The following is a 23,012-nucleotide window of genomic DNA, read 5'->3' as shown; positions in this document are numbered from 1 at the left end:
GGGGGATAGTATTCAAGGCTCCCCAAGCCGCTCAAACACGCAAAAAACACCGAGAAAGATACAAGAAACTTTGAGCGGCGCATTGCGCAATAGTCTCATTTTATAGGCTTGTAGCCCGCATAAATACTATATCTTTGTGCCTAAACTGTCGCATCCCGTGCGGGATGCGTGAATTGAAACGTACACAGAGAGCATTGCGCCAACCTAGGCAAAGTCATATTCCTCAAGGGCCTGTGAATAGGAACCGCAGGAGGGAGGCACGCTGACGACGTGTTTCTCGATCACAGCTTTGGCATGAGGAATAGGAATGATGGTCATAGGAGCCTGCAATGCGCATACACAAACATAAAAAGGCGGTGCGTCGAGATTAGCTCTCGACGCACCGCCTTTCTTATATAAGATTATCGCCGTGCAACTAGCGCAATAGCACCGTCAGCCCTCTAGCTCCGTGCGCTCCCATGACGAGAGATTGCTCGATATCTGCCGTCTTGGATGGGCCACTAATGAACCCTGAAAAAGGTGTCTGCGGATTAAACCCCTTAACCCTCTGATAGGCTTCGTGCATATTATGTACGAGGTTGGCTCTATCCAAAATAATTATAAGGTTCTCTGCTATGAAGAACTGAGCACGCCACTCCTCGGTCTGCTCCACCCACACACACGCATTCTCACAAACCCCAAGGGGTGAGGTCGTAACCGTTACATCCGTGCCATTCATTTCGATCGCCGAGCTAGCATCTCGTGGTGAGGTGCAGACTAGAGGAGAGAGCGTCAAATCACTAATAAATCGCTCTGCCTCCGGGTATAGACTACGAATAATAGTCCCTAACTCATCTTCTGGCTTAACCTGAACGACCTTACCACCGACAGCCTCAGTAATTTTGATAAACTGAGCTACTTTGTCCTCGTACCTCGTCGCCTTAAAGTGCTCCAAATCTGGATGCGGCTCTTGGTGCCGTGTATGTCGGCGGATGTTGGCGAGTATTTTATCTTTAGCTTCCTGTGACATAGCTGTTATTTTTTCTGGTTCTTAATCCACCAATCGTTAAAGCTCTGACTAGCAAACTTAGGCAGTTCGCGATGCTTGCCCCAAGCATTTAGGCTATTGTAGAGCATAAACCGAGGTAAGTTGTTGGCTACGGGAGCTAGACGTAGAGCCGTGTTGAATAGGCTTGGTCGCTGCATTAGGAATTTCATACCACTAGACATAGCCTTCTTCTCCTTGTTGGCTACACCGAGCGAAGATAAATTCTGACGCCAACGATAGATCTGCTCGCCAAGGTCAATCTTGACGGGACAAACATTGGAGCAGGATAGGCAGAGCGAGCAAGCAGAAACATTGCCAGAGTATTTGCGAGGATCTTTGAGCATACCAAGATTTACCCCGATAGGCCCCGGAATAAAGTAGCTATAAGAATAACCACCTGAGCGTCGATAGACTGGACATGTATTGATACAAGCCCCGCAACGTATGCAGTTGAGCATCTTATCATGCTCTGGGTTGCCTAGAATATCACTACGGCCATTGTCTACGATGACGAAGTGTAGCTCCCCTCCCTGCTGAGGTTTGCGAAAAGAGGAAGTGTAGGTCGTACAAGGCTGTCCTGTGGCCGAGCGTGCCAACAGACGTGTGAACACAGCGAGTTGATCAAGGCTCTGAATAACCTTCTCAATACCGAAAGCACAGATATTGAGTTTCTGGCAAGACATACCCATATCGGCATTACCTTCATTGGTACAGACCACGACCTCGCCAGTCTGTGCTATGGCGAAGTTCCCCCCCGTCATAGCAGCATCGGCGTGGATAAACTCCTCTCGAAGACTGTGTCTGGCGGCATGGGTAAGATAGGTAGGATCACTATTACCCGGTTCCGTGCCCATCTTTTGTTCAAAAAGCGTCCCCACCTCTTGGCGCTTGATGTGGATAGCAGGCATCACAATATGGCTTGGCTTAGCATCCATAAGTTGCAAGATACGCTCCCCGAGGTCAGTCTCGACGACCTCGATCCCCCGCTCGTGCAGGTAGTCGTTGAGGTCACACTCCTCCGAGAGCATCGACTTGCTCTTGACAAGTTTCTTGACGCCATGCTTACTGAGCAGACCATGAATGATCCGATTGTGCTCGTGAGCATCTGCTGCCCAATGCACCACAACACCATTGCGCTTGGCATTCTCTTCAAATTGCTCAAGCAAATCTGCCAGATGCGTCACATTATACCTCTTGATGTCGTGCCCCATCTGACGCAAATCTTCCCACTCGGGGACCTGCTTGCTCATATTATCTCGCTTCTGACGCACGAACCACAATGCTTGGTCGTGCCACTGAGCGCGCGGCATATTCTCTAGGAATCGAGCTGCCGCCTTGGCATGTGAAGTACTCATAGGTTAGCTGCTAAGATTTCTACTGCGTGAATAGTCTGTATCGGATACTTCTCTCGGTCTATAACGCCCTGCATATGCATCAGACAGGAACTGTCACTCCCAGTGATGTATCTAGCGCCCGTCTTCATGTGATCGAGTACCTTGTCACGGCCCATACAGCCCGAAACCTCTGGCTCCTCGACAGAAAACATACCACCAAAGCCACAACACTCGTCTATACGCTCTGGCTCCACTACCTCTATGCCCTGCACGAGCTCAAGCAGTGCCCTGATCTTATTCATATAGGGCAGGTTGCGCTCGCTCGGAGTAGAGAGATGCAGCTCTCGCACACCATGACAACTATTGTGAATGCTCACCTTGTGCGGAAATGAAGATGCTAGGGAACTGATTTTGAGATCATCATGGAGGAACTCAATAACGTCTTTGATAAGACCCGGTGTCTGGCACAGATGCGCCTCTTTGCCCAAAATATTCGGGTAATTCTCTTTGACAAACGCCACACAACTCGCAGATGGGCCAACAATCACATCGAAGCCCTCAAATAGCTTCTCGAAACGGGTAGCCAAATTGCGTGCTTGATGCTGGTAGCCTGCATTGGCCATAGGTTGGCCACAACAAGTCTGGTTGAGGGGATACTCTACATCTAAGCCTAGCGAGGTGAGCAGCTTGTACGTCGCAATGCCTACGTGCGGATACACCGCATTGACGTAGCATGGAATAAACAATCCGACCTTCATACTCTGTAACTCTGTTTAAGTAAATACCTACAAGAGACAAACTCTCTCATTATCCGAGAGCTAAATTACCAACAATAGGCAAAATAAGCAAAACAAACGCCATGCAATTTTAATATCCGACATAAATCTGATCCTGTGTATTTATTTACAGCTAAAATTTATCTGGAAATAGGAAGGGGGATATGCAAATACTTTACTAGCTACGAGGCTGATAGCATGAAGATGTAACAATAGGTGCCTAGGATGTCGCCATAAACCGAGGTAAATAAACCGTGTAGCATCTCACACAAGCAACGACATCGCTTGAGGCGTCGGCTTTGGTCACATACTCTAGTATGGTCCCTTTGCTACGCACTGACTTCGTCGTCAGCCTCAGCCTTGGTCCTTTGCATTTTGCAGATTCTGAAACATCTAAAAGGGGCTGAGCCAAAAAATAATTTTGACCCAGCCCCCTTGTTGATAAACCCTGCAATATACGCCTAGTCGAATAGCTCTCTTAGCTTATTGACTAGAGGATCTCCGTGTATATCACGTGCAATGATGATACCATTACCATCAATAAGCAAGGTATGTGGTATAGAGTGAATACCATACTTTAGCACTGCTTCACTCTGCCAGCCCTTCAGGTCGGATATTTGTGGCCAAGTGATCTCTAGCTTCTCAATAGCCTTCTGCCAAGACTCAGTATCTTCATCCAGCGAGATGCCTACGATCTCTAGCTTACCTGCATAATCCTTGTAAATACGCACCAAGTCTGGCATAGCCTGACGACATGGGCCACACCAACTAGCCCAGAAGTCTAGAAGGACGGGCTTGCCCTTGCCTACATAATCCGATAGTTGAACCATCTGCCCTTGGGGCGTCTGCAAGGATAAGTCTGTGAAGCGGACATTGACATCTGTCTTCTTCCGTTGCTCCATCTGTTGCTTCATACCCTGGAGGTCAGGATCGCTGAGATATTTGTCGGGGATCATATCGAATAGAAGAAGGTTCTCCGACAAACTGTTATCGAAATACTGTTGCTTAAAGAAGTATATGCCCACAGGGTTGTCCATATTCTCCTTCATTCCTTGCCTGATCGCTTGGTCATACATCATCTCCGCCGAATCCATCCGTTCGTTGTACTGCTCCTCATTGAGTGTAGTATCGGAAGCAACAGCATTCATTTGTCTAAGAGCCTGAGTCATCTTACTGCGTATGGTCTGATGTATATCATTGGTCTTGGTGCCAGTTACCTTCACTTCATCAGAAGAGATAGACATGGAGATCTCTCCGTTCTCCAAGAAGAACGGTACGCTGAAAGCATCTTCATCTGTAATGCAGGATATGTAGCGTAGCTCGATCGAATCCTGACGCCCCGAGAAGGTAAACTTCCCACTCTGAATAATAGCTGTATCCAAACGAGTAAGCTCCATATTGTCGATGATTTCGATGAAAACACTATCTCCATCCTTGGCACCCGAAATGCTTCCTGAGATCACATACCCCTCAACTGGCTTACTCGTATTGCAAGCGACCATCGCCAGAAGCAAAGTCACGAAGCAAGCATAAACTAATCTTTCTTTTCTCATCTAAGTATATAATTTACATTGTTGATACCGTCTATCTAGACCTCATCGACCCCTCTAGCATAGACACGCCAACGCTCAAGCAGAGTAGCCAAGTCGTCTGGCAAATCGGAATCGAATAGCAGCTCATCGCCCGTTGTGGGATGCACGAAGCCAAGAGTCTTAGCATGCAGAGCTTGACGAGGACAGATAGAGAGGCAGTTGGCGACGAATTGCTTGTATTTGCTAAACTGATTGCCCCATAGAGGTTTGTCCCCTCCGTACCGCTCGTCCGCAAATAGTGTATGCCCAATATGCTTCATGTGAGCACGTATCTGGTGCGTGCGGCCCGTCTCGAGCCTACACTCCACCCAGCTCACATAGGCCAGCTCCTCCAGCACCTTGTAGTGCGTTACAGCGGGCTTCCCTTTGTCGCTCCCTACGGGGTAAACAGCCATCTGTAGGCGATCTCGGTCATCTCTACCGATATTCCCCTCGATGCGTCCTTCGTCCTGATCGAAGCGCCCCCAAACGAGGGCACGATAGGAGCGATGTGTCGTCTTGTTGAAGAACTGGCGGCTCAGATGTGCCTTGGCTTCTGCTCGTTTAGCCACTACAAGCAGACCACTCGTATCCTTGTCTATACGATGCACAAGCCCTAGGCGAGGATCGCTGGGGTCATAGTGCGGGTCGTCCTTGAGGTAATAGGCCAGAGCATTGACTAGCGTACCCGTATAGTTGCCATGCCCGGGGTGCACCACGAGGCCCGCAGGCTTGTTGATCACCAATAGGTCTGCGTCTTCATAAACGATATCCAGTGGTATATCCTCGGCTATAATCTCGATCTCCCTACGTGGCCGGCGTAGCTGTAGGGTCACTACGTCCAAGGGCTTAACCCGATAGTTGCTCTTGACGGGCTTGCCATTGACGAAGATGTAACCAGCCTCTGCGGCCTGCTGGATGCGGCTACGGGTTGTCTTGACCATTCGGTCGGCCAAGAACTTATCCACACGCAGCAAGCTCTGCCCCGGATCTGCCACTACACGATAGTGCTCGTAGAGCTGATCGCTAGCCTCTAGACCTAGGTACTCGGCTTCGTCCTCACTATCATCAAGCCCGAGATCCTGCTCAATAAGCTCATCGGCCCACGCTTGCAACTCATCGTCCATAGACATTGCCTTGTCTGTCGTCATCATTACCACCAGTCGTCGGGAGTATCTGTTGTATCTCGCTTGGCTGGCTTGACCCGAACGGTACTATCGGTACCTGAAAGCTCTCCCATATACTCGTAGTCCTCGATCAGGTCCCGAGTCGAGAGCGTGTCGCGTACGACACCCGTGATGAGCATCACGATAGGCGTTTCCTTGGCGATCATGGTTCCCGCCTCGATAGGTCGCCCATCTTTGAGCTCTAGGCCAACGCATAGCTCAAGATGCTCGCCCGGCACGATGCGCTCTGTGATATTCTCAAAGCCCAACCCTCGGAGTAGGGCTCGAGCCTGACGTACAGACATATCCTTGACGTATGGCACCGAGTAACGCATAGGGGACGACGCATAAGTCTTAAGGAAGATGATACGCCCAGGTTTAACCGAAGCTCCTGCTGCAGGGATTAGCTCTGCGATAGTCCCTGGCCTACGGTTTTTGTCATAGAGTGAGTCTACGACTTCGTAGCGCAGATTGGTACCCTCCAATAGGCTGTATGCCTCACTTAGGCTCTTACCGATAATGTTAGGAACCCGCACATTGTCTTGATGTCGGGTGTAGATCTTGAGCCCCCACATAGTCCCCAGCAAAATCAGTATGCTGACCACAACCATGAGGATCAAGTGCTTAATTATTGAGGTTTTCTTAGTCATCTTAGTCTATATACTTTAATTTGGCCGATTACTCGGTATCCAAGCCTGCATTGATGAAGTGCAGCAGTCCTTGAGTACCAGTACTCTCGATCGTTTCACTACTTCCCTCCCACTCTTTGCGTCCTCTATTGATGTAGATAATCTTATCACCAATGGTACGCACAGTATTCATATCATGGGTATTGACAATCGTCGTGATGCCGTACTCCTGAGTCAATTCCCGAATAAGCAGGTCAATTACCTTGCTTGTCTTAGGGTCTAGACCCGAGTTGGGCTCGTCGCAGAATAGATACTTAGGGTTGAGTGCCAAGGCTCGAGCGATGGCCGTGCGCTTCATCATACCTCCACTAATCTCACTCGGGTAACGCCCCACAGCCTCGGTAAGCCCAACACGCTCGAGTAGCTCCATTGCTTTGGCTCTATAGACATGCACAGGGTCGGTAGAGAACATCTCCATAGGGAACATTACATTCTCCAGCACCGTCATACTATCAAACAGAGCCGACCCTTGGAAGAGCATACCCACCTCACGGCGTAGCTGTACGAGCTCCTGCTTAGTCATCGCTGCAATGTTACGCCCATCGTATAGGATCTCCCCACTACTAGGCTGGAAGAGCCCAATCATACACTTGACGAAAACAGACTTACCTGCTCCGCTGCGCCCAATCACTAGATTGGTTTTACCTGCCTCAAAAACTGCATCAATACCCCGGAGGACCTCCTTACCATCGAAGCTCTTATGTAGTGATTTAACTTCTATCATTCTTGTATTCCGCTAGATTAAGTGAGCATCAAGTCGGTGAGGATAACATCAAAGAGCAGAATAAGGACACTGCTACGCACTACGGCCTGCGTACTCGCCGAGCCTACCTGCAGTGCTCCACCCTTGACACAATAGCCATGGTAAGAAGCTACTGACGAAATGATAAAAGCATACACGAGCGACTTGATGATCGAGTGACCGATGAACTTGGCATTGAACATCAGTTGTAGCCCATAAATAAAATCCTTCGTCGGCAAACTATCCACGACATAGGTCGCCAAGTAGCCTCCCCCTATCCCCGTAATCATGGAGAAGATGGAGAGAATGGGTATGAAGAGCATCAAGCCTGTGATTTTGGGCAATATCAAATAATTGGCAGAGTTTACCCCCATGATCTCAAGAGCATCTATCTGCTCCGTGACACGCATAGTCCCTAGCTCCGAGGCAATACTAGACCCAATCTTACCAGCCAAAATAAGGCACATCACCGTTGAGGAGAACTCCAATAGGATAATCTCACGAGCAGAGTAACCAATCGTGAACTTAGGGATAAGCGGACTTGAGATATTGATGGATAACTGAATGGTAATAACTGCACCAATAAAAAACGATATAATAAAAACGATGCCAAGGGAATTGACCCCAAGTTCGTATATCTCTCTCACGAGAGATCGATAAAACATACGCCAACGACCCGGGACCGCAATCGTCCGTTTCATCAGCTCTGTATATTCGCCCATCTGAGCGAGCATCTTGTATTGCATCTATTTACTTTATTCAATTTATTTAGCACAAAGATAAGAAGGTTTTCGATAAGGTAAATGTAGCACTATAGCCTAGACCACTTGTGTTTACAAGTGTGATAGGGCTAGGTACGACTCTCACCTACGACTAGGCCACTGGGGATACTCGGGCGACGGGATCAGAGAGCGGTAGGAGATAAAAACTCCAGCAATGACAGGATTATTCAAGAACCCCAAAATTTATATTTTAGGTCAGTTTTCAGAATGTTGATGGGAACCCACTCACTGCTCGGAGCCCAAAGTCTAAACCTCGTATTTGCCCTCTTACAGGCTCTAGGTTACGTCCGCTGGCACTTGGGTGCCTCGCCCTAGATAGGCACAAAAGACTGCCTAGAACAGGACAATCACAAAGCACTACAAACCAAACACATAAATAAAACACTAAATAGACGTCAAGTATTTGCAGCCAACTTCTGCGGATTTCTTCCCATTAATCTTTGAGAATTGACGGACACTTCGCCGAGGATTAGCCCAGCAATCCTCAAAAGCCTTCCCATCAATTTCCCCAATGCACTCTGTTCACCCTCTACAAACGACTGACCCATACTACGAAATATCCCCACGAATATTTTACACTACTTAACTAAAAAGAAGAAAGAAGCCTAAGCTCTCCATGCACATTAGGCCTCACTTAAATATATTATGGTTGGTATCTGATACTACACACTAGCATATGCACTTCGCACTCTGGCATACGCTAGAGGCGGTGTGTCATAATAAAATAAACAAGCTGCTGTGTTGCCACGACATTTGGTTTCAATCACATACTTTGGTATGCTCCCTTTCCTCCGCACGGACTTCCTCGTCAGCCTCAGTCTTAGTGCCTTGTAGCTTGCACAGCCTGAGATATCTTAAAAGGGGGCTGCGCCAAAAATAAATTTTGACACAGCCCCCTTTTCTAGTTAATTGGTTCTCTAAAGAGAGAATGTATGTGACCCAATCAAGTTCCCACTCTCGAAGAGCATCAGACGATAAGCACCCGGCTGGAGAGCTTCCTCCACATTCCAGTACATGACTATGGGAGTTTCTTCGCCATTGTACTCAACCTCTCTGCGCATGGAGAAAGGAATTGACTTGCCCTCGAAAGAGAAATTACCTGCTCCAGCCTTGAGCATAACTTCATCGTTAGGCATCACAAGTCGAGCATAGAAGGTTTTCACGCCAACCTCTGCCGTTATATTCTTGGCCACACGGAAGCTCACTTGCAGGGTTTCCACACGACCAATCTTTTTAGTTGCCTTGCCTTTCTTATCCAGAGCTGCTACATGTATTGCTGTCGCATCAAGCTTTGCAGCCAATGTGACCTTATCGGCCAGTTCGCTCCTCTGCGATGCTAACTGCCTAACCTCACTCGTGGCTCGCTGGAAGTCTGCCTTGACAGCCTTATTCTCCTCCCTGAGTCGCTGGTTAGCTGCGTGTAGCGAGTCGATCTGCACAACGTAAGTCTTGAGCACCTTGCGCAGTGTACCCACCTCCCTACTTAGCTGAGCAATGCGAGCAGCATTGGTCGTCTTGACTTGATTGAGCTCCTCCAGCAGTCTATCCACCTTGGCACGCTCACCATTGAGCTGCCGAATAAGCGAATCATTGGTTAGGTTAAACGAAGTTTCCCGCCCATTAAGCGTAAGCTTATTGTATTGATGCTCATACTCGTCCGAGAGGTTGTCCAGCTCTTCCTGCATAGCCTCTTTCTGTAGCTGTGCCAGCTCTTCCTTCTCTCGCTCAAACTGCTCTCGCTCACGGTCGAGCATCAGCCAGAAACCACCGATCAGAGCCAAGATCAGCAGAACAGCCCCTAGGACGACATACTTTACTTTCATCTTCATCTCCGTTTGAGTTTGCTAATCCTACTACTTAGGTAACGCAGGTTGTAGTACCATCTGCGAACCATTCCACCGATAGAGTAGCTCGGGGCGTTGCTCTGCCACAGATACCAACTCCTCGTGCTCCTTGTCGCTCAGAGTAAGCGGCAGAATAGGCCTAACGCTCAGCAAATCTTGCTCACCCTCGACCCACGACATCTCTAGATGAAGGGGATAGAGCAACTGCCCTAGGCGCTGCTCTACATATTGCCCTGCACGCATACCCCAACGCTCAAGTATCAGTGGGCGCAGAGGTTCTCGATCGAAAAGCTTAACCTGAGGGAGCTCCTGCCAGCTAGGCGAATAGCTACGTAGACTGCTATCCTTAATAGGCGCATCTACACTCTCAATCACTAGAACTAGCGGCGTACCGTTGAGCATAGGGAATAGCTTGATCGACAAGCGGCTCAGATCGCTCGTAGCTATGGTATAGCTTGTCACCCCTTTGGGCAAAAGCTCTCTCTGCTCTAAGTCTTGTAAGGCTTGAGTACGCTGAGCGTCCGTAATCAGCGGGCAGCTCTTGATGTAGCTAGAGAGCTGATCCGTCTGAGCTGTAGCGAGGCTACTAAGCCCCAAGGCACAGACCAATGACAAAATACGAAATATCTTCATCGACTTAACCTAAATAATAGCCTGACGCAGGCGAACCAAACGCTCGAGTAGCCCCTCGAGTAGATCCAAACGAAGCATATTAGCACCATCACTCTTGGCAATGGCTGGCTCTGGGTGTGTTTCGATGAACAAGCCATCAGCCCCCACTGCGATAGCGGCCTTGGCAATTGTTTCTATCAACTCTGGCTTGCCTCCCGTCACCCCACTAGACTGATTAGGCCTCTGCAATGAGTGCGTCACATCCATCACCGTGGGGAAGCCCGTCGCACGCATAGTAGGAATGTTGGTAAAGTCCACAACAAGGTCCGAGTAGCCGAAGCTATTGCCTCGCTCCGTGAGGATAACCTGATTATTCCCCATATCAGTAACCTTGCGTGCGGCGTGCTCCATACCCGAAGCTCCGAGGAACTGCCCTTTCTTGATATTAACCATCTTGCCTGTGCGGGCAGCTGCAGCGATTAGGTCGGTCTGACGGCATAGAAATGCAGGGATCTGCAAGACATCTACATACTCGGCAGCCATCTCGGCCTCTACCGTTTCGTGGATATCCGTCACCACTGGCACATCGAAGGTTTCACGCACCTTAGCCAATATCTTCAGGGCCCGCTCGTCGCCTATACCCGTGAAAGAATCTACGCGAGAGCGATTGGCCTTGCGGTAGGAACCTTTGAAAATATAGGGAATACCAAGACGCTCTGTGATGCGTGTAATATGCTCTGCTATGCGTAGTGCCATAGCTTCGTCTTCTATAGCACAGGGACCAGCCATAAGGAAGAAGTTACTCCCTGAGGTTAGATCTTGATACTTGATCATTTTCTTTAAGTCTTTAGATAATACAATCTTCTTTCCGCAAAGATAATTATTTATAGCTCACAGCTATTCGCTTCTGTTTCTTGGAAACAGAGAGAGGGTCTGCACCGCAATCTTTATTGCGGTGCAGACCCTCTGTGACATATCGCTCAGATATGACTGAGTCCCTCTTACCTATCGACTAGAATTGATAACCTAGAGTAGCGTAGACAAGCGCATGGCGTGAACGATCGTTAGCAAACGGAGATACTCTGTATCGATCGTTAAGGATCAGCACACGGTGCTGATCGTCGATCGTAGTAAGACCATATTCGGCACCAACCTTGATATAGAAATCTCTATATGCATACATAGCGCTGGCACCAAGGCTAACTTCAAATCTCTTGAATAATTTCTGACCAAACACATCATAGCTCTTACTGATCCCGGGAGCTTTAAGGCCATTGATTGCGCCAGACAGAGCATAGTTGAACGATGGGCCAACAGCCAAGTAGATCTTGTTTAGCGCATTGATATTAAGTCTATACGACACTTCCAATGGGAGGGAAAGATACATAAAACCTAGGCTGCTCTCTTCGGAGAGAGTAAACCTACCCCCAGAATACCCAATCGAGGTGTCCTCGACGTAGAAGTTCGAGTTCTCCCCCTTGTTCGTAAGTGTCAGACCCGTTTGCAGGGCGAAATTGCTATATCTAAAAGGAAGTACCACTTGACCAGACAGCCTAAAGCCGAGCAAGAATGGTTTGGAAGGATGCCCCACTCCAGATACTCGTGAAGCTGTCACCCCTCCTTCTGCTCGATAGCGTAGCTGATCGAACTGAGCACTAAGACTAGCTACCGACGCTCCTAGTAGAAGCACCGATGCAATAATTTTAGAAAAAAAATTCATGTTGTTGATTATTTAGAATTACCGATACATTAATATCAAATCACACTCCTACTCTACCGAATAGTCTACACAAGCCCGAGCCTTGAGATAGGGCTTAATCAAACTACGTACCACCTCAACGTGATCTGGATGATCAGCATACAAAGGAAGAGCTTCGATACTCTCAACCAAAGCCTCCAACATGAAGTCGTAGGACTCTTTGGGGTTTTCGTTTACACTTACTTTCATTGATCTGAGTGCAGAAATTGACTCAGGCAAACGCTCTAGCTCTAACTTGATTTTTGCCAAAACAATCAACTTCTCCTCTTGTGTTTCAAAACCATCAAGCGAAAATAAAACTACGTGTTTGAGCATAACTAATCTTTTTGTTTACATATCCAATAAAGAGTCTTTATAGCCTAAAAAGTACAACAGGCCATCTAGACCAACCGTGCTAATGTGCTGCTTAACGCCTTCTTTGACCTTGGGCTTGGCATGGAAAGCAATACCTAGCCCTGCGATAGAGAGCATAGGTAAATCGTTGGCTCCATCACCGACAGCAACTGTTTGCTGTAGATCTACCCCCTCAACCTGAGCTAGCAAGCGCAGAAGCTCTGCCTTACGTTTGCCATCTACGACCTCTCCCAAGTATCGACCAGTTAGCTTACCATTCTCAACCTCTAGTTCGTTGGCATAAACATAGTCCACACCAAACTTATTTTTCAAATAATTACCAAAGAACGTGAAACCTCCCGAGAGGATAGCAATCTTGAAGCCAACTAACTTGAGTGTCTTCATCAATCGCTCCACACCCTCGGTAATGGGCAAATTCTCTGCTATATCTTGCATCACTGAGATGTCTAAGCCTTTAAGAAGAGCTACCCTCTTACGGAAGCTCTCGGTAAAGTCTATTTCACCTCTCATTGCGCTCTCTGTGATCTCTCGCACCTGCTGACCTACGCCAGCCCTCTCGGCCAGCTCATCTATGACTTCGGTCTGGATCAGGGTAGAGTCCATATCGAAACAGATAAGCCTGCGGGTGCGTCTATACATGCTCTCTCTCTGAAAAGATATATCCATAGCATGCTCTGCCGATAGCTCTACGAAAGCCTTTTGCAAGCCAACGATATCCGACGGAGTACCTCTCATTGAGAACTCCACACTAGCCAGAGGAGCATTCTCCTCTGGGCGAAGAGAGATGCGCCCAGTTAGACGTTTAATATCATCTATATTCAATCCCTGTGCTGCGCTGATGCGAGTAACGCTAGCGATCATCTGAGCCGTAATCTTGCGAGCTACTAGCGTTATGATATAGCGGTTCTTACCCTGCATACTAACCCAGTGGGTATAGGCTTCTTCTGTGATAGGACGAAAACGAATCTTGACCCCAAGCTCATAACTTCTGAAAAGCAAATCCTTGAGGATCGCCCCTGATGCCTCCTCCGTCGTCTGGAAGAGAATTCCAAGGTTTAGGTTATTGTGAATATCGGCCTGACCGATGTCTAGGATAAAGGCATCGTACATAGCCAAAATCTCTGTCAGGGAGGCCGTAACGCCAGGTCTGTCTTCTCCCTGTATGGTAGCTAGAATAATTTTCGTTGTATCCATAATATATTACCCTTTTGGTAATTGAATATGAATTATTTCGAGAACAAAGGTAAAATTAATCTCTCAGATATATTAAACCAAGTTTACAGAAATACATAGTTTGACCTATGCCTCTGAAAACTCCTACTTACCGGCTTGATGCACCGTAAGCTGAGGGAACGGAAAGTTTATGCCAGCCTTATTAAACTCGGCATACACTCTACGATTGTAGTCGAAGAAGACGTCCCACACCTCCTCACTCTTCACCCATGCTCTGACAACCAAGTCCACAGAGCTTGCATTGAGTGTTTTGAGAGCTACGAAAGGACGTACGGGCTCTTGTAAAACACGAGTATCACTATTGATCAAATGCTCTAGAAGCTGCTTAGCCTCCTCGAAGTCTTGCCCATATTCTACGCCGAATATCCACTCTACACGCCTAGTAGAGGCATGCGAATAGTTAATCACAACGCCCGAACTCAAGATACCATTGGGAATAAAAATCATTTTATTCTCGGGCGTAGAGATACGTGTATGGAAGAGTGTTACGGCCTGAACCGTTCCACTCTCATTTTGTGCCTCGATAAAATCTCCTATCTGGAAGGGCTTAGTCACCATCAAGATCACACCTCCTGCCAAATTCTGGAGCTGACCACTAAGAGCCATACCAATGGCCAAACCCATAGAAGCCAAAACCGCAGCAAAGGAAACAGATTTAACCCCCAAAAGGACTGCTATGCTAATACCTAATACGATGTATAGAATAGCTACGAAAAGCGAATCTAGCAAAGTTGCAGCCACCCCCTCAACCGCTCTTTTGGCGATGGTTGCCCTAAAAAACTTGGTAAGATACTTGATGGCCAAACGGCCCAAGAAAAACAATACGACAGCCAGTACTACCCGAATGCCGAAATTGATAAATCCAGTTAGCCACTCCTGCCCAATCTGCTCCCAGCTATTACCAGTGCCCATCAAAGGGCGTGTTAGATTATGCAACAGCGAATCTGTGCTATGCTTCGTTGCGGAGTCTATAGTGGGTAGCCCGCCTGCTAGGAGAATAGGTTTCATAATTATCAATACCTTTATTTCGTTATATACAGTAAAATCCGTTATACAATATAAATTACCACAACTAATGAATAGTTTGACAAAATTAAAAAAAATCAACGACTATGTGGGCTACACCCACTGCTCCCTATACAAGCTCGTAGTACACGTATGGTTCACTGCCGTACTCGTAGCACTGCTATGCCCTCCTCAAGTGGCCATAGCCCAAGCGAGCAATCTAGAACAAGATAGTGTAGATCTCTACCAAGCGCTTATAGACTCAAGTTTCCGATACGGCAACCTAGGGAAGTACAGCGAGGCGGAGCAAACCCTCAAACGGGCCATTAAGCTCAAACCAAAACACCCACTCAATACGCTGCTACTAAACAATCTCGGTGGCCTACAAGAACTACAGCAAAAACCGAGAGAGGCGCTACTCTCTTACAGTGCTGCACTCGAGCTAGCTCCAACAGAAACAACGACTCGAGCCAATCGGGCTCGTCTATTCGTTAGCCTAGGCAACCTCAAAGCAGCACTCACAGACTACTCTCTACTGGTGTCTATGGAACCAACCAATGAGGTGCATCGCTACCAAAGAGCCATGACCTATATGCTGACTAAAGAGTATGATCTGGCTGAGGCGGATCTAAACACGATCATTGACAGCAACCCAGAGAGCCTAAAACCACGTATAGGCCTTGCCTTACTCAAAACCCAGCAAGCCAAGTACGATGAGGCTGAGCGCCTATACGACTATCTACTCATACGCCTACCCAAGTCGACCGAAGTCTACGAAGGACGAGCCCGACTGTATCTAGCTAGAGGCATGAGAGGCTATGCCGTACGTGACATCAACAAAGCCTTCGAGCTAGCAGGCGCATCGGCATCGGCACCTCTATATAGACTGAGGGCGCAAATAGCCCTTGCGATGGGAGATAACCAAGCAGCAAGCCAAGACCTCAAGACAGCCAACAAACTAGATCCTACGGGAAAGCAAGGCACCCCATAGAGGCCTTCTAGAATAAGGGAGCAAGACCGCCCAGAAGACGAAAGCGATATGCCGAAGTTTGCATTTCGACACATCGCCCTCTCTCACAAAAATGAAGAAAAATAAGTGACTGAGGTGGGACTCAAACCCACGACCTTCAGAACCGGAATCTGACGCTCTATTCAACTAAGCTACTCAGCCATTACAGGGGGCAAAGGTACAACTTTATTCGATTTAAGCCAGCCCCCTAAGCCTCTGCCTAAACAAAAAAAATTGACCTTACCCCAAGTGGATAAAGTCAATCTAAGCTTGAGCGGAAGACGGGACTCGAACCCGCGACCCTAACCTTGGCAAGGTTATGCTCTACCAACTGAGCTACTTCCGCAAACCGAGTAAAACTCGCCCTAGTTGCGGAGGCAGGACTCGAACCTACGACCTTTGGGTTATGAGCCCAACGAGCTACCACTGCTCCACTCCGCGATGTTTTGACGATGCAAAGGTAGGCATTATTCTGGAATATACAAGCCCCCACGCAACTTTTTTCACACCAACGCCTCACAAACTACTGTTACACAGAACAAAGAAAACCTCGCTAAATCTCTATCCAGCAACACAATAGCCCTTCCCCCGATCAAATAAAATCATTGTATTGACCTTTGATTTACCTCCCAGCGCCTCATAGATGCGGCAGGATAGAGAGCCAACCATAACTCGCCGGAGCGATATTTACCACAAACAAGTAGGGCTGTGCCAGAATCTACATTCAGACACAGCCCTACTCTTATTTACAGAATGCCTAGACTAGGTAGAGGCACTTACCACTACATTAGTTCATCTGCACTTTGTGTACGGAAGTAGCTTGTCCAGCCACTACTCTAACCACATAGACAGCTCGCTGCTCAACTGAAATCATCTCCTTATGGGCTTGAGCAATCTCGGGTGCCACTTATCCCTAAGAACATCTTTCATCTCTTGGGCATTGACATTTAGCTTACAAGCCAATGGAACAACAAGGCAGACGAAGCCTACGACAGCAAACAACCTTGTAACCCTCGAAATTTATATTTTAGCTCATTGCTTAGAGTATTGATGGGAAAGTCCATGACGACTAGGAGCAAAAACATCAGATCTCATATTTGGGCGCTAGCAGGCCCTGTATTGTGTCTGACCTCGTTTGGGCACCTAAGTCTAGCCACAAGAAAACAACCCTCAAAAACGCCCCAAACACAACTCGCTAATAAACAATAATATAAACACAATCAAGGAGAGAATTTATACTCAAATGGCCGATATTGTAGGATTTCTTCCCATCAATCTGTCCGAATTGGTGGAGATATCTCGATAAATTGATCCACTAATCCTCCAGAATATGCCCATCAATTTGGCCAATCAAGACTAACCTCATAGGCTTCAACCCCCTCACTAAACACAACGCGTCCTGTTTTTTCATACACACCTTTTAACAACTAGCATACACTTTTGTCCTCCTCCACAAGCAGACCAACCTAGCCCCTCCCCCCCTCCTTTGGCAGAGCTAGTAGCACATCGAGCAGACTAGGCGTGCTCTCACAGCCCCATTCAAGATCGCATCGCCGAAGACCAATAGCCAAGAAGCATTGAGCTACACCTAGGCTTGGCTATTATCTTTCCTCGCACTTAGACGATCAATGCCTAGGGCTCAGCCATCAAACCAGAACTATACTAGGGATTGACTATATTTGTAGAAAAGATTGTTTAAGCAGGTGCTTTATGAAAAAAGAACTCAATATACCCTACGAGATTATCCCACACGAGGCGCTTAGCCCCGTTCGACTAGAGATGGAGCGCTTGGCTATAGAGGCAGCTCACAAAGCCTACGCACCATACAGTCGCTTCCATGTAGGGGCGGCCGTTCTGCTAGAGAATGGCCAGATCATCACGGGCTCCAACCAAGAGAATGCAGCCTACCCCTCTGGCACTTGTGCCGAGCGAACAGCTCTATTCTATGCAGGCGCACAGTACCCCGATGTAGCCCCCCAAGAGCTGATGATCGTGGCCTTCAACCAAGAGGGACGCGTACCACTGATTACCCCTTGTGGCTCATGCCGACAAGTAATTATAGAAACTGCTACACGGTTTGCCCCATATAAGATCCTACTGGCAGGGCAGAGCGAGGTACTCGTCTTGGAGGACTGCCGCTCTCTGCTCCCCTTTGCTTTCGACGGATCGGATCTCTAGTGGGCCAACAACGAACCTAACCTCACACGACAGCCTATGCCTCATCGTAAGATTGGGGGGCGCTGCCCCTATATTCCTCGTGACGAGAGCTGGATGTACTTCAATCGCCGTCTACTCATCGAGGCTCAACGCCCCGATATACCTCTATTGGAGCGCTTCAACTATCTAGGTATCTACTCCAACAACCTAGATGAGTTCTTTCGGGTGCGCATCGCTTCGCTTAGGCGCATTGCCGAGTATTCGTCTGGAGCACCCGACAACGAACGTCTACAGGCCCGTAGCACGCTACTGAAGATTGGCCGCCTCAATAGGGAGTACTCTGCCCAGTTTGAGCAAACACTCAGCCAGCTCATTGGCGAGCTAGATGCAGCCCACATACACATCGTAAACGAACAGGAGCTCACACACGAGCAGGGCGACCAAGTACGTCGCTACTACATCAATCATCTGAGCGGATCAACCAACCCGATTTTTCTCAACAGTGCATCTTTCATTCCCGAACAACACCTCAAGGAGTCACTCTATCTGATCGTCTTGCTACACCCAGAGGAAGCCAACCACACGACCGAGCTAGCGATTATCGAGATCCCGACACGAGAGCACGGGCGCTTCATTCGCCTACCGGATAGGGCGGGCGAGAGTTTCTTGATGTTCATAGACGATGTGCTCCGCTACTGCTTACCCTACATCTTCGCAGGGCTAAAATACAGCAAGTATGAGGCTTACACGTTTAAGTTCACCAAAGACTCGGAGATTGAGATCGAGGCGGATCTGCGCAGTAGCGTTATCGAGAAAGTTTCGCAAGGGGTCAAGCGCCGTAAACGAGGCGAGCCGATCCGCTTGGTTTACGATGCCGCTATGCCTGAGATTGCACTAGATCGCCTCTCGGAGATTGCTGAGCTGGGTGGGATAGATACACGCATCGGAGGTGGGCGCTACCACAATATGCGAGATCTGATGCACCTGCCCGACTGTGAGCGCAAGGGACTACGCTTCTCCACTCAGCCTCCACTACAGAGCGGCGAACTCCAATACTCGACCAGTATTCTGCATCAAATCCTCAAAAAAGACATTGGTATTCACTTCCCCTACGAGAGCTTCGACCACTTTTTGCGTGTCCTACGTGAGGCGGCTATTAGCCCCGACGTTACAGAGATTCGCATCTCTCTATACCGAGTGGCACAGAACTCGAAGGTTGTCAAAGCTCTGATGGCAGCGGCTCAAAACGGCAAACGAGTTACAGCCGTGGTAGAGCTTTTGGCTCGCTTCGACGAACAGAGCAATATCAACTGGAGCAAAAAGATGCAGGACTCGGGGGTCAATGTAGTCTTCGGGCACGAGAAGCTCAAGATACACTCCAAGATGGTGCACATCATGATGCGCCAAGGCTCTATTGCCTGCATCGGTTCGGGCAATATGCACGAGGGTACCGCCAAGCTCTACACCGACTATATGCTCCTGACTGCCCACAAGGGCATCGCAGCCGATGTACTTAGGGTTTTTGACTTCATCGAGCGCCCATTCTTGAGTGTCCGCTTCCGTGAGTTACTCGTAGCTCCCAACGATATGCGCCGCAGGCTCTATTATCTGATCAATCGAGAGATTAGAAATGCTCAAGCAGGCAAAGAGGCCTACATCAAACTCAAACTCAATCATATTGTAGACGAGCGCATGGTACTCAAGCTGTACGAGGCATCAGAAGCTGGTGTCGATGTGCAGCTATGCCTTAGGGGGAACTGCTCCGTCGTACCGGGTGTGGAGGGCTGTAGCTCACGCATCACGATCAACGGCATCATCGGCCGCTACCTCGAGCACTCTCGTATCTACATCTTCGCCAACGCAGGCAACCCCTGCTACTTCGTAGGCTCCACAGACTGGATGACCCGCAACCTAGACAAGCGCATCGAGGTTATGGCTCCGATCTACGACCCCGACATACAGCAAGAGCTAAGAATGATCGTCGAATACGGCATTGCCGATACGGCGCAGGGCTACAACGTCAATACTATGGAAGGCAGAGCCAAGCGAGAGTTCATAGATCCGGGCGAGCGCTTCGACTCTCAGCGCACATTATACGAATACTATTGGAGGATCGTCAATAAAACTAATTTATGAGTAAAATACATTACGCTGGGATCGATATTGGCTCCAACGCCGTTCGTCTACTGATCAAATGCCTCAACACAGAGGAAGCCGAGGAAGAGCTCTCCAAGGTACAGCTCATTCGTATCCCTCTGCGTCTAGGAGAAGATGCATTCGTCAAGGGGCGTATCGGCAAGAAAAAAAGCAAGCAACTCATCAGCCTAATGAAAGCCTACAAAGAGCTAATGGGCATCTTCGACGTAGTAGACTACCGTGCCTGCGCTACCAGTGCCATGCGTGACGCTAGCAATAGTGAGGAGCTTGCCCAAGAGATCTACGACAAAACAGGCATCAGGATTGAGATCATAGGAGGGCGAGAAGAAGCGGAACTTATTTCCTTCGACTTGATTAATGGTTTCTCGGTATCGGAAGACGATGTTTTTCTATATGTAGACGTCGGAGGAGGTAGTACAGAGCTTAACCTACTCAAAGGGCGGACGCTCGTACAAGCACAGTCTTTCAATATCGGTACGATCCGCCTGCTCAGCGGTAAGGTATTGCCCGAAGAGCTTGCCGCCTTCAAGTGCTATCTGGAGGAAGTCGCCAAAGAATACCAAGGCGTGCGTATCGTAGGCTCGGGAGGGAACATCAACAAACTCCTTCGTTTGGGTGCACCAGCAGAGCGTGGCAAGGTTAATTTCTTACCCATGGAGCGACTCAAAGAAGTAGCCGATGAGCTCAAACGCTACACCAGTGAGGAACGTATGATTCGCTTTAGCCTCAAGCCAGACCGTGCCGATGTGATCATACCCGCCTCCGACATCTTCCTTCTTGTCGGAGAGATCCTCTGCTCGGACGGCATCATTGTACCAACCAAGGGGCTATCCGACGGCATCGTCGATTCGCTACACCGCAAGAGGGTTTCAAGTTTAGACGATTAGCAATACGAAATCGGGGGCACCAGAATCAATCTTGGCGCCCCCGATTTACTTTGGGTGAATACGTTGTGGCCCGTTACTCAATCATAACTCTAACGGCCTGCTGACCTTGCTTGACGATGTAGGCTCCAGCTGATAGGGTGAGTGCAAACTCCGTCTGAGCCGTTGCGGCTGCAAATACACTCTTGCCCGACATATCGAGCACCTCAATAATCACTGGATTAGAACTATTTACGTGCAGTACAGAGCCATCAGTAGAGATTTTGATCTGCGTGCTCTGCTCTAGAATATCTAAAACGCCTACCGTAGCACTCTCCACGATCTCTGCAAATCTCTTCCACTCAGAAGCCTTACGGTACTTCTCTGCGGCACCAATTGGCACTGTGAGCGTGCTACCTGCCTCGATCTCCATGGGAAACTCATTGAAGTCATCTTCATTCTCCACATAGAATACTGGAGGCTCTGGAGCAGCAATGAATACTCGCTTGAGTGCAGGGCAGAGATCAAAAGCACTAGTACCTACAATCTTGAGCTGTGAGCCGATATGGAGCTCCTGGAGATGTTTAGTGTTATAGAAGAGATATGGTGCTAGCTCTTTTAGCTTGTCTGGGAGCCTCAAACTCTTAATACCAGTACGAGCAAAAGCACTGTGACCAATCTCCGTCACCGTCGAGGGGATTACAATTCGCTTTACCCTAACACCTCCCTCAAACGCAGACTCAGCAATACGCTCTAGCCCACTAGGCAAAACAACGTTAAGACTATCGGGATGCCCCTCTGGATGACGCAAGAGTGTTTTCCCATCTTTGGAGTACAACGACCCGTTAATGGTGGAGAACTTAGGGTTATCAGCTGCCACCTTAAAGCTTTTTAGGGATGGCATTTGACTATTAGAGCCGATGTTCACAAACTCCGTTAGGCTAGCGGGTAGCTCTAGCTCTAGAAGAGCAGCACAACCGAAGAATGCATTAGCCCCGATTTTCTTCAACCCCGACGGTAGTGTAATGTCTTTAAGATACTTACTATGCATCATTGCGGCAGGCAGTATCTCCTCTACCGTACTAGGTACGACATAGGTACGGAAGGATCTGCTGTGGCAAGGAGCCAAATACATCTTCTTGATATCCTTATCATAGAGTACTCCCCCCTCTAAAGCAAAGTGCTTATTCTGCTCACTTACCTTGATCTGCTCCATATAGAGGATGTCGAAAAAAGCATTCTTACCTACCTTCTCTAGCTTGGCTCCGATATAAAGAGTCGTAGCATTCTCCACTCCAGAGAAGGCATTATCCTCGAGCTCTACGACATTATCGGGAATAGAAATACTTATCAGCATTGTCCCTACGAAAGCTCCCTCTTTGATGACCTCGATTGTCTCGGGCATTATGCATTCTCTCATATAATGGCTCGCATGCTCGAAGGCTCTCGCTCCAATCGCTACGACCGTGTAAGTCTTACCGTCATGCTCTACGGTTGAGGGAATCTCAAGTTTTTTTAGCAGATCGGGAGCTACCTTGTCTTTACTATCCCATTTCGTTACCTCAACTTTCTTGGCATCCTCGTCTATGATTGCATACCTGAGTGGGGCGACAAAGAATGTTTTTGACTCAGCAGCCTCAGTTCGCGAGGCATTTTTAACTGTTACAGAGTTCTCCTTGGCCTGCAACGAACCAATAGAGCCTAGTAGCATCGTTGCACTCAACAGAGCTACTGCTAGCACATTTCTCTTCATAAAACTAAATGATTTGAATACTAAGTTATGTATTGACAACTTATATCTATTAAGAATAGGAACACCTGCAACCCCTAACCTAAATAGGAGGGCTAAGCCCGTGCACTCGATACTAGTAGCGGATGCAAGGTCTGGCTAAAGTATTAAGGTCTGCACACGCTCCAGCACCACAAATATAG

Annotated in this window: 20 protein-coding genes and 3 tRNA genes; 4 read left to right on the top strand and 19 right to left on the bottom strand. The window is 48.3% G+C overall.

Features of this window, described 5'->3' with window-relative positions:
* Window positions 1-415: 415 nt before the first annotated feature.
* The 15 genes from HQ41_RS05930 to HQ41_RS05860 all read right to left on the bottom strand — a co-directional run bounded on the left by HQ41_RS05930 (window position 416) and on the right by HQ41_RS05860 (window position 14,897).
* A complete protein-coding gene (locus HQ41_RS05930) occupies window positions 416-1,009 on the bottom strand; it encodes an LUD domain-containing protein (protein WP_044189154.1) in 594 nt (197 codons plus the stop codon).
* A 5-nt stretch (window positions 1,010-1,014) separates the two neighbouring features.
* Window positions 1,015-2,382, bottom strand: a complete 1,368-nt coding sequence (locus tag HQ41_RS05925) for a lactate utilization protein B (protein WP_044189152.1) — start codon at window positions 2,380-2,382, stop codon at window positions 1,015-1,017.
* Window positions 2,379-3,119: a (Fe-S)-binding protein gene (locus HQ41_RS05920; RefSeq protein ID WP_044189150.1), complete on the bottom strand. Its 741-nt coding sequence runs from the start codon at window positions 3,117-3,119 to the stop codon at window positions 2,379-2,381. Before HQ41_RS05920 ends, HQ41_RS05925 begins: the two co-directional genes overlap by 4 nt.
* 479 nt (window positions 3,120-3,598) lie before the next feature.
* Window positions 3,599-4,690, bottom strand: coding sequence for a TlpA disulfide reductase family protein (locus HQ41_RS05915; protein ID WP_044189147.1), 1,092 nt, complete (start codon window positions 4,688-4,690; stop codon window positions 3,599-3,601).
* A 35-nt stretch (window positions 4,691-4,725) separates the two neighbouring features.
* Entirely contained in the window at window positions 4,726-5,835 is a 1,110-nt protein-coding gene (locus HQ41_RS05910) for an RluA family pseudouridine synthase (RefSeq protein ID WP_044189215.1), read from the bottom strand.
* A gap of 26 nt (window positions 5,836-5,861) precedes the next feature.
* Window positions 5,862-6,524: a PASTA domain-containing protein gene (locus HQ41_RS05905; protein WP_081964780.1), complete on the bottom strand. Its 663-nt coding sequence runs from the start codon at window positions 6,522-6,524 to the stop codon at window positions 5,862-5,864.
* 28 nt (window positions 6,525-6,552) lie between these two features.
* Entirely contained in the window at window positions 6,553-7,287 is a 735-nt protein-coding gene (locus HQ41_RS05900) for an ABC transporter ATP-binding protein (RefSeq protein ID WP_044189144.1), read from the bottom strand.
* A gap of 17 nt (window positions 7,288-7,304) precedes the next feature.
* Window positions 7,305-8,051, bottom strand: coding sequence for an ABC transporter permease (locus HQ41_RS05895; protein ID WP_044189141.1), 747 nt, complete (start codon window positions 8,049-8,051; stop codon window positions 7,305-7,307).
* A gap of 953 nt (window positions 8,052-9,004) precedes the next feature.
* Entirely contained in the window at window positions 9,005-9,910 is a 906-nt protein-coding gene (locus tag HQ41_RS05890) for a hypothetical protein (protein WP_235316917.1), read from the bottom strand.
* A 30-nt stretch (window positions 9,911-9,940) separates the two neighbouring features.
* The gene (locus HQ41_RS05885) at window positions 9,941-10,564 is read right to left on the bottom strand and encodes a DUF3256 family protein (protein ID WP_044189137.1); all 624 of its coding nucleotides are present in this window, start codon (window positions 10,562-10,564) and stop codon (window positions 9,941-9,943) included.
* A 9-nt stretch (window positions 10,565-10,573) separates the two neighbouring features.
* Window positions 10,574-11,377 (bottom strand): 3-deoxy-8-phosphooctulonate synthase, encoded by an 804-nt coding sequence (gene kdsA / locus HQ41_RS05880; protein ID WP_044189133.1) that lies wholly within the window; start codon window positions 11,375-11,377, stop codon window positions 10,574-10,576.
* Between the two features lie 178 nt (window positions 11,378-11,555).
* Complete coding sequence (locus HQ41_RS09355) at window positions 11,556-12,263, bottom strand: outer membrane beta-barrel protein (RefSeq protein WP_052405313.1); 708 nt, start codon at window positions 12,261-12,263, stop codon at window positions 11,556-11,558.
* A gap of 48 nt (window positions 12,264-12,311) precedes the next feature.
* Window positions 12,312-12,617, bottom strand: coding sequence for a Dabb family protein (locus tag HQ41_RS05870; protein ID WP_044189130.1), 306 nt, complete (start codon window positions 12,615-12,617; stop codon window positions 12,312-12,314).
* Between the two features lie 15 nt (window positions 12,618-12,632).
* On the bottom strand, window positions 12,633-13,850 hold the full coding sequence (gene serB, locus HQ41_RS05865; protein WP_044189128.1) for a phosphoserine phosphatase SerB: 1,218 nt from the start codon (window positions 13,848-13,850) through the stop codon (window positions 12,633-12,635).
* Window positions 13,851-13,973: 123 nt separating this feature from the next.
* Complete coding sequence (locus tag HQ41_RS05860) at window positions 13,974-14,897, bottom strand: mechanosensitive ion channel family protein (RefSeq protein ID WP_081964779.1); 924 nt, start codon at window positions 14,895-14,897, stop codon at window positions 13,974-13,976.
* Between the two features lie 76 nt (window positions 14,898-14,973).
* On the opposite strand from HQ41_RS05860, the gene HQ41_RS05855 reads away from it, so the two are divergent.
* Window positions 14,974-15,885 (top strand): lipopolysaccharide assembly protein LapB, encoded by a 912-nt coding sequence (locus tag HQ41_RS05855; RefSeq protein ID WP_161780585.1) that lies wholly within the window; start codon window positions 14,974-14,976, stop codon window positions 15,883-15,885.
* A 106-nt stretch (window positions 15,886-15,991) separates the two neighbouring features.
* Here HQ41_RS05855 and HQ41_RS05850 read toward each other — a convergent pair.
* The 3 genes from HQ41_RS05850 to HQ41_RS05840 all read right to left on the bottom strand — a co-directional run bounded on the left by HQ41_RS05850 (window position 15,992) and on the right by HQ41_RS05840 (window position 16,344).
* A tRNA-Arg gene (locus HQ41_RS05850) sits at window positions 15,992-16,065 on the bottom strand.
* A gap of 111 nt (window positions 16,066-16,176) precedes the next feature.
* Window positions 16,177-16,249: transfer RNA gene (locus HQ41_RS05845), tRNA-Gly, on the bottom strand.
* A 23-nt stretch (window positions 16,250-16,272) separates the two neighbouring features.
* A tRNA-Met gene (locus HQ41_RS05840) sits at window positions 16,273-16,344 on the bottom strand.
* A 1,269-nt stretch (window positions 16,345-17,613) separates the two neighbouring features.
* Here HQ41_RS05840 and cdd point away from each other — a divergent pair.
* From cdd to HQ41_RS05825, 3 genes are read left to right on the top strand one after another with little or no spacing between them, the layout of a single operon-like run.
* On the top strand, window positions 17,614-18,081 hold the full coding sequence (gene cdd, locus HQ41_RS05835) for a cytidine deaminase (protein ID WP_044189122.1): 468 nt from the start codon (window positions 17,614-17,616) through the stop codon (window positions 18,079-18,081).
* Between the two features lie 36 nt (window positions 18,082-18,117).
* The gene (locus tag HQ41_RS05830) at window positions 18,118-20,196 is read left to right on the top strand and encodes an RNA degradosome polyphosphate kinase (protein ID WP_044189121.1); all 2,079 of its coding nucleotides are present in this window, start codon (window positions 18,118-18,120) and stop codon (window positions 20,194-20,196) included.
* Window positions 20,193-21,104: an exopolyphosphatase gene (locus HQ41_RS05825; RefSeq protein ID WP_044189118.1), complete on the top strand. Its 912-nt coding sequence runs from the start codon at window positions 20,193-20,195 to the stop codon at window positions 21,102-21,104. Before HQ41_RS05830 ends, HQ41_RS05825 begins: the two co-directional genes overlap by 4 nt.
* A gap of 73 nt (window positions 21,105-21,177) precedes the next feature.
* Here the strand turns inward: HQ41_RS05825 and HQ41_RS05820 are convergent, their stop codons facing one another.
* Complete coding sequence (locus HQ41_RS05820; protein WP_044189115.1) at window positions 21,178-22,833, bottom strand: leucine-rich repeat protein; 1,656 nt, start codon at window positions 22,831-22,833, stop codon at window positions 21,178-21,180.
* Between the last annotated feature and the right edge of the window lie 179 nt (window positions 22,834-23,012).

The sequence above is a fragment of the Porphyromonas sp. COT-290 OH860 genome, from assembly GCF_000768935.1.
Lineage (GTDB): Bacteria > Bacteroidota > Bacteroidia > Bacteroidales > Porphyromonadaceae > Porphyromonas.
The sequence above is the reverse complement of the archived record's forward strand: the minus strand, read 5'-3'. Positions and strand labels throughout refer to the sequence as shown.

Coding starts and splice junctions, on each gene's coding strand:
- HQ41_RS05920 (WP_044189150.1), bottom strand. CDS start 3,119: ATGAAGGTCGGATTGTTTATTCCATGCTACGTCAATGCGGTGTATCCG.
- serB (WP_044189128.1), bottom strand. CDS start 13,850: ATGGATACAACGAAAATTATTCTAGCTACCATACAGGGAGAAGACAGA.
- HQ41_RS05870 (WP_044189130.1), bottom strand. CDS start 12,617: ATGCTCAAACACGTAGTTTTATTTTCGCTTGATGGTTTTGAAACACAA.
- HQ41_RS05925 (WP_044189152.1), bottom strand. CDS start 2,382: ATGAGTACTTCACATGCCAAGGCGGCAGCTCGATTCCTAGAGAATATG.
- HQ41_RS05830 (WP_044189121.1), top strand. CDS start 18,118: ATGCCTCATCGTAAGATTGGGGGGCGCTGCCCCTATATTCCTCGTGAC.
- HQ41_RS05820 (WP_044189115.1), bottom strand. CDS start 22,833: ATGAAGAGAAATGTGCTAGCAGTAGCTCTGTTGAGTGCAACGATGCTA.
- HQ41_RS05825 (WP_044189118.1), top strand. CDS start 20,193: ATGAGTAAAATACATTACGCTGGGATCGATATTGGCTCCAACGCCGTT.
- cdd (WP_044189122.1), top strand. CDS start 17,614: ATGAAAAAAGAACTCAATATACCCTACGAGATTATCCCACACGAGGCG.
- HQ41_RS05915 (WP_044189147.1), bottom strand. CDS start 4,690: ATGAGAAAAGAAAGATTAGTTTATGCTTGCTTCGTGACTTTGCTTCTG.
- HQ41_RS05895 (WP_044189141.1), bottom strand. CDS start 8,051: ATGCAATACAAGATGCTCGCTCAGATGGGCGAATATACAGAGCTGATG.
- HQ41_RS09355 (WP_052405313.1), bottom strand. CDS start 12,263: ATGAATTTTTTTTCTAAAATTATTGCATCGGTGCTTCTACTAGGAGCG.
- kdsA (WP_044189133.1), bottom strand. CDS start 11,377: ATGATCAAGTATCAAGATCTAACCTCAGGGAGTAACTTCTTCCTTATG.
- HQ41_RS05905 (WP_081964780.1), bottom strand. CDS start 6,524: ATGACTAAGAAAACCTCAATAATTAAGCACTTGATCCTCATGGTTGTG.
- HQ41_RS05860 (WP_081964779.1), bottom strand. CDS start 14,897: ATGAAACCTATTCTCCTAGCAGGCGGGCTACCCACTATAGACTCCGCA.
- HQ41_RS05900 (WP_044189144.1), bottom strand. CDS start 7,287: ATGATAGAAGTTAAATCACTACATAAGAGCTTCGATGGTAAGGAGGTC.
- HQ41_RS05930 (WP_044189154.1), bottom strand. CDS start 1,009: ATGTCACAGGAAGCTAAAGATAAAATACTCGCCAACATCCGCCGACAT.
- HQ41_RS05910 (WP_044189215.1), bottom strand. CDS start 5,835: ATGGACGATGAGTTGCAAGCGTGGGCCGATGAGCTTATTGAGCAGGAT.
- HQ41_RS05890 (WP_235316917.1), bottom strand. CDS start 9,910: ATGAAAGTAAAGTATGTCGTCCTAGGGGCTGTTCTGCTGATCTTGGCT.
- HQ41_RS05885 (WP_044189137.1), bottom strand. CDS start 10,564: ATGAAGATATTTCGTATTTTGTCATTGGTCTGTGCCTTGGGGCTTAGT.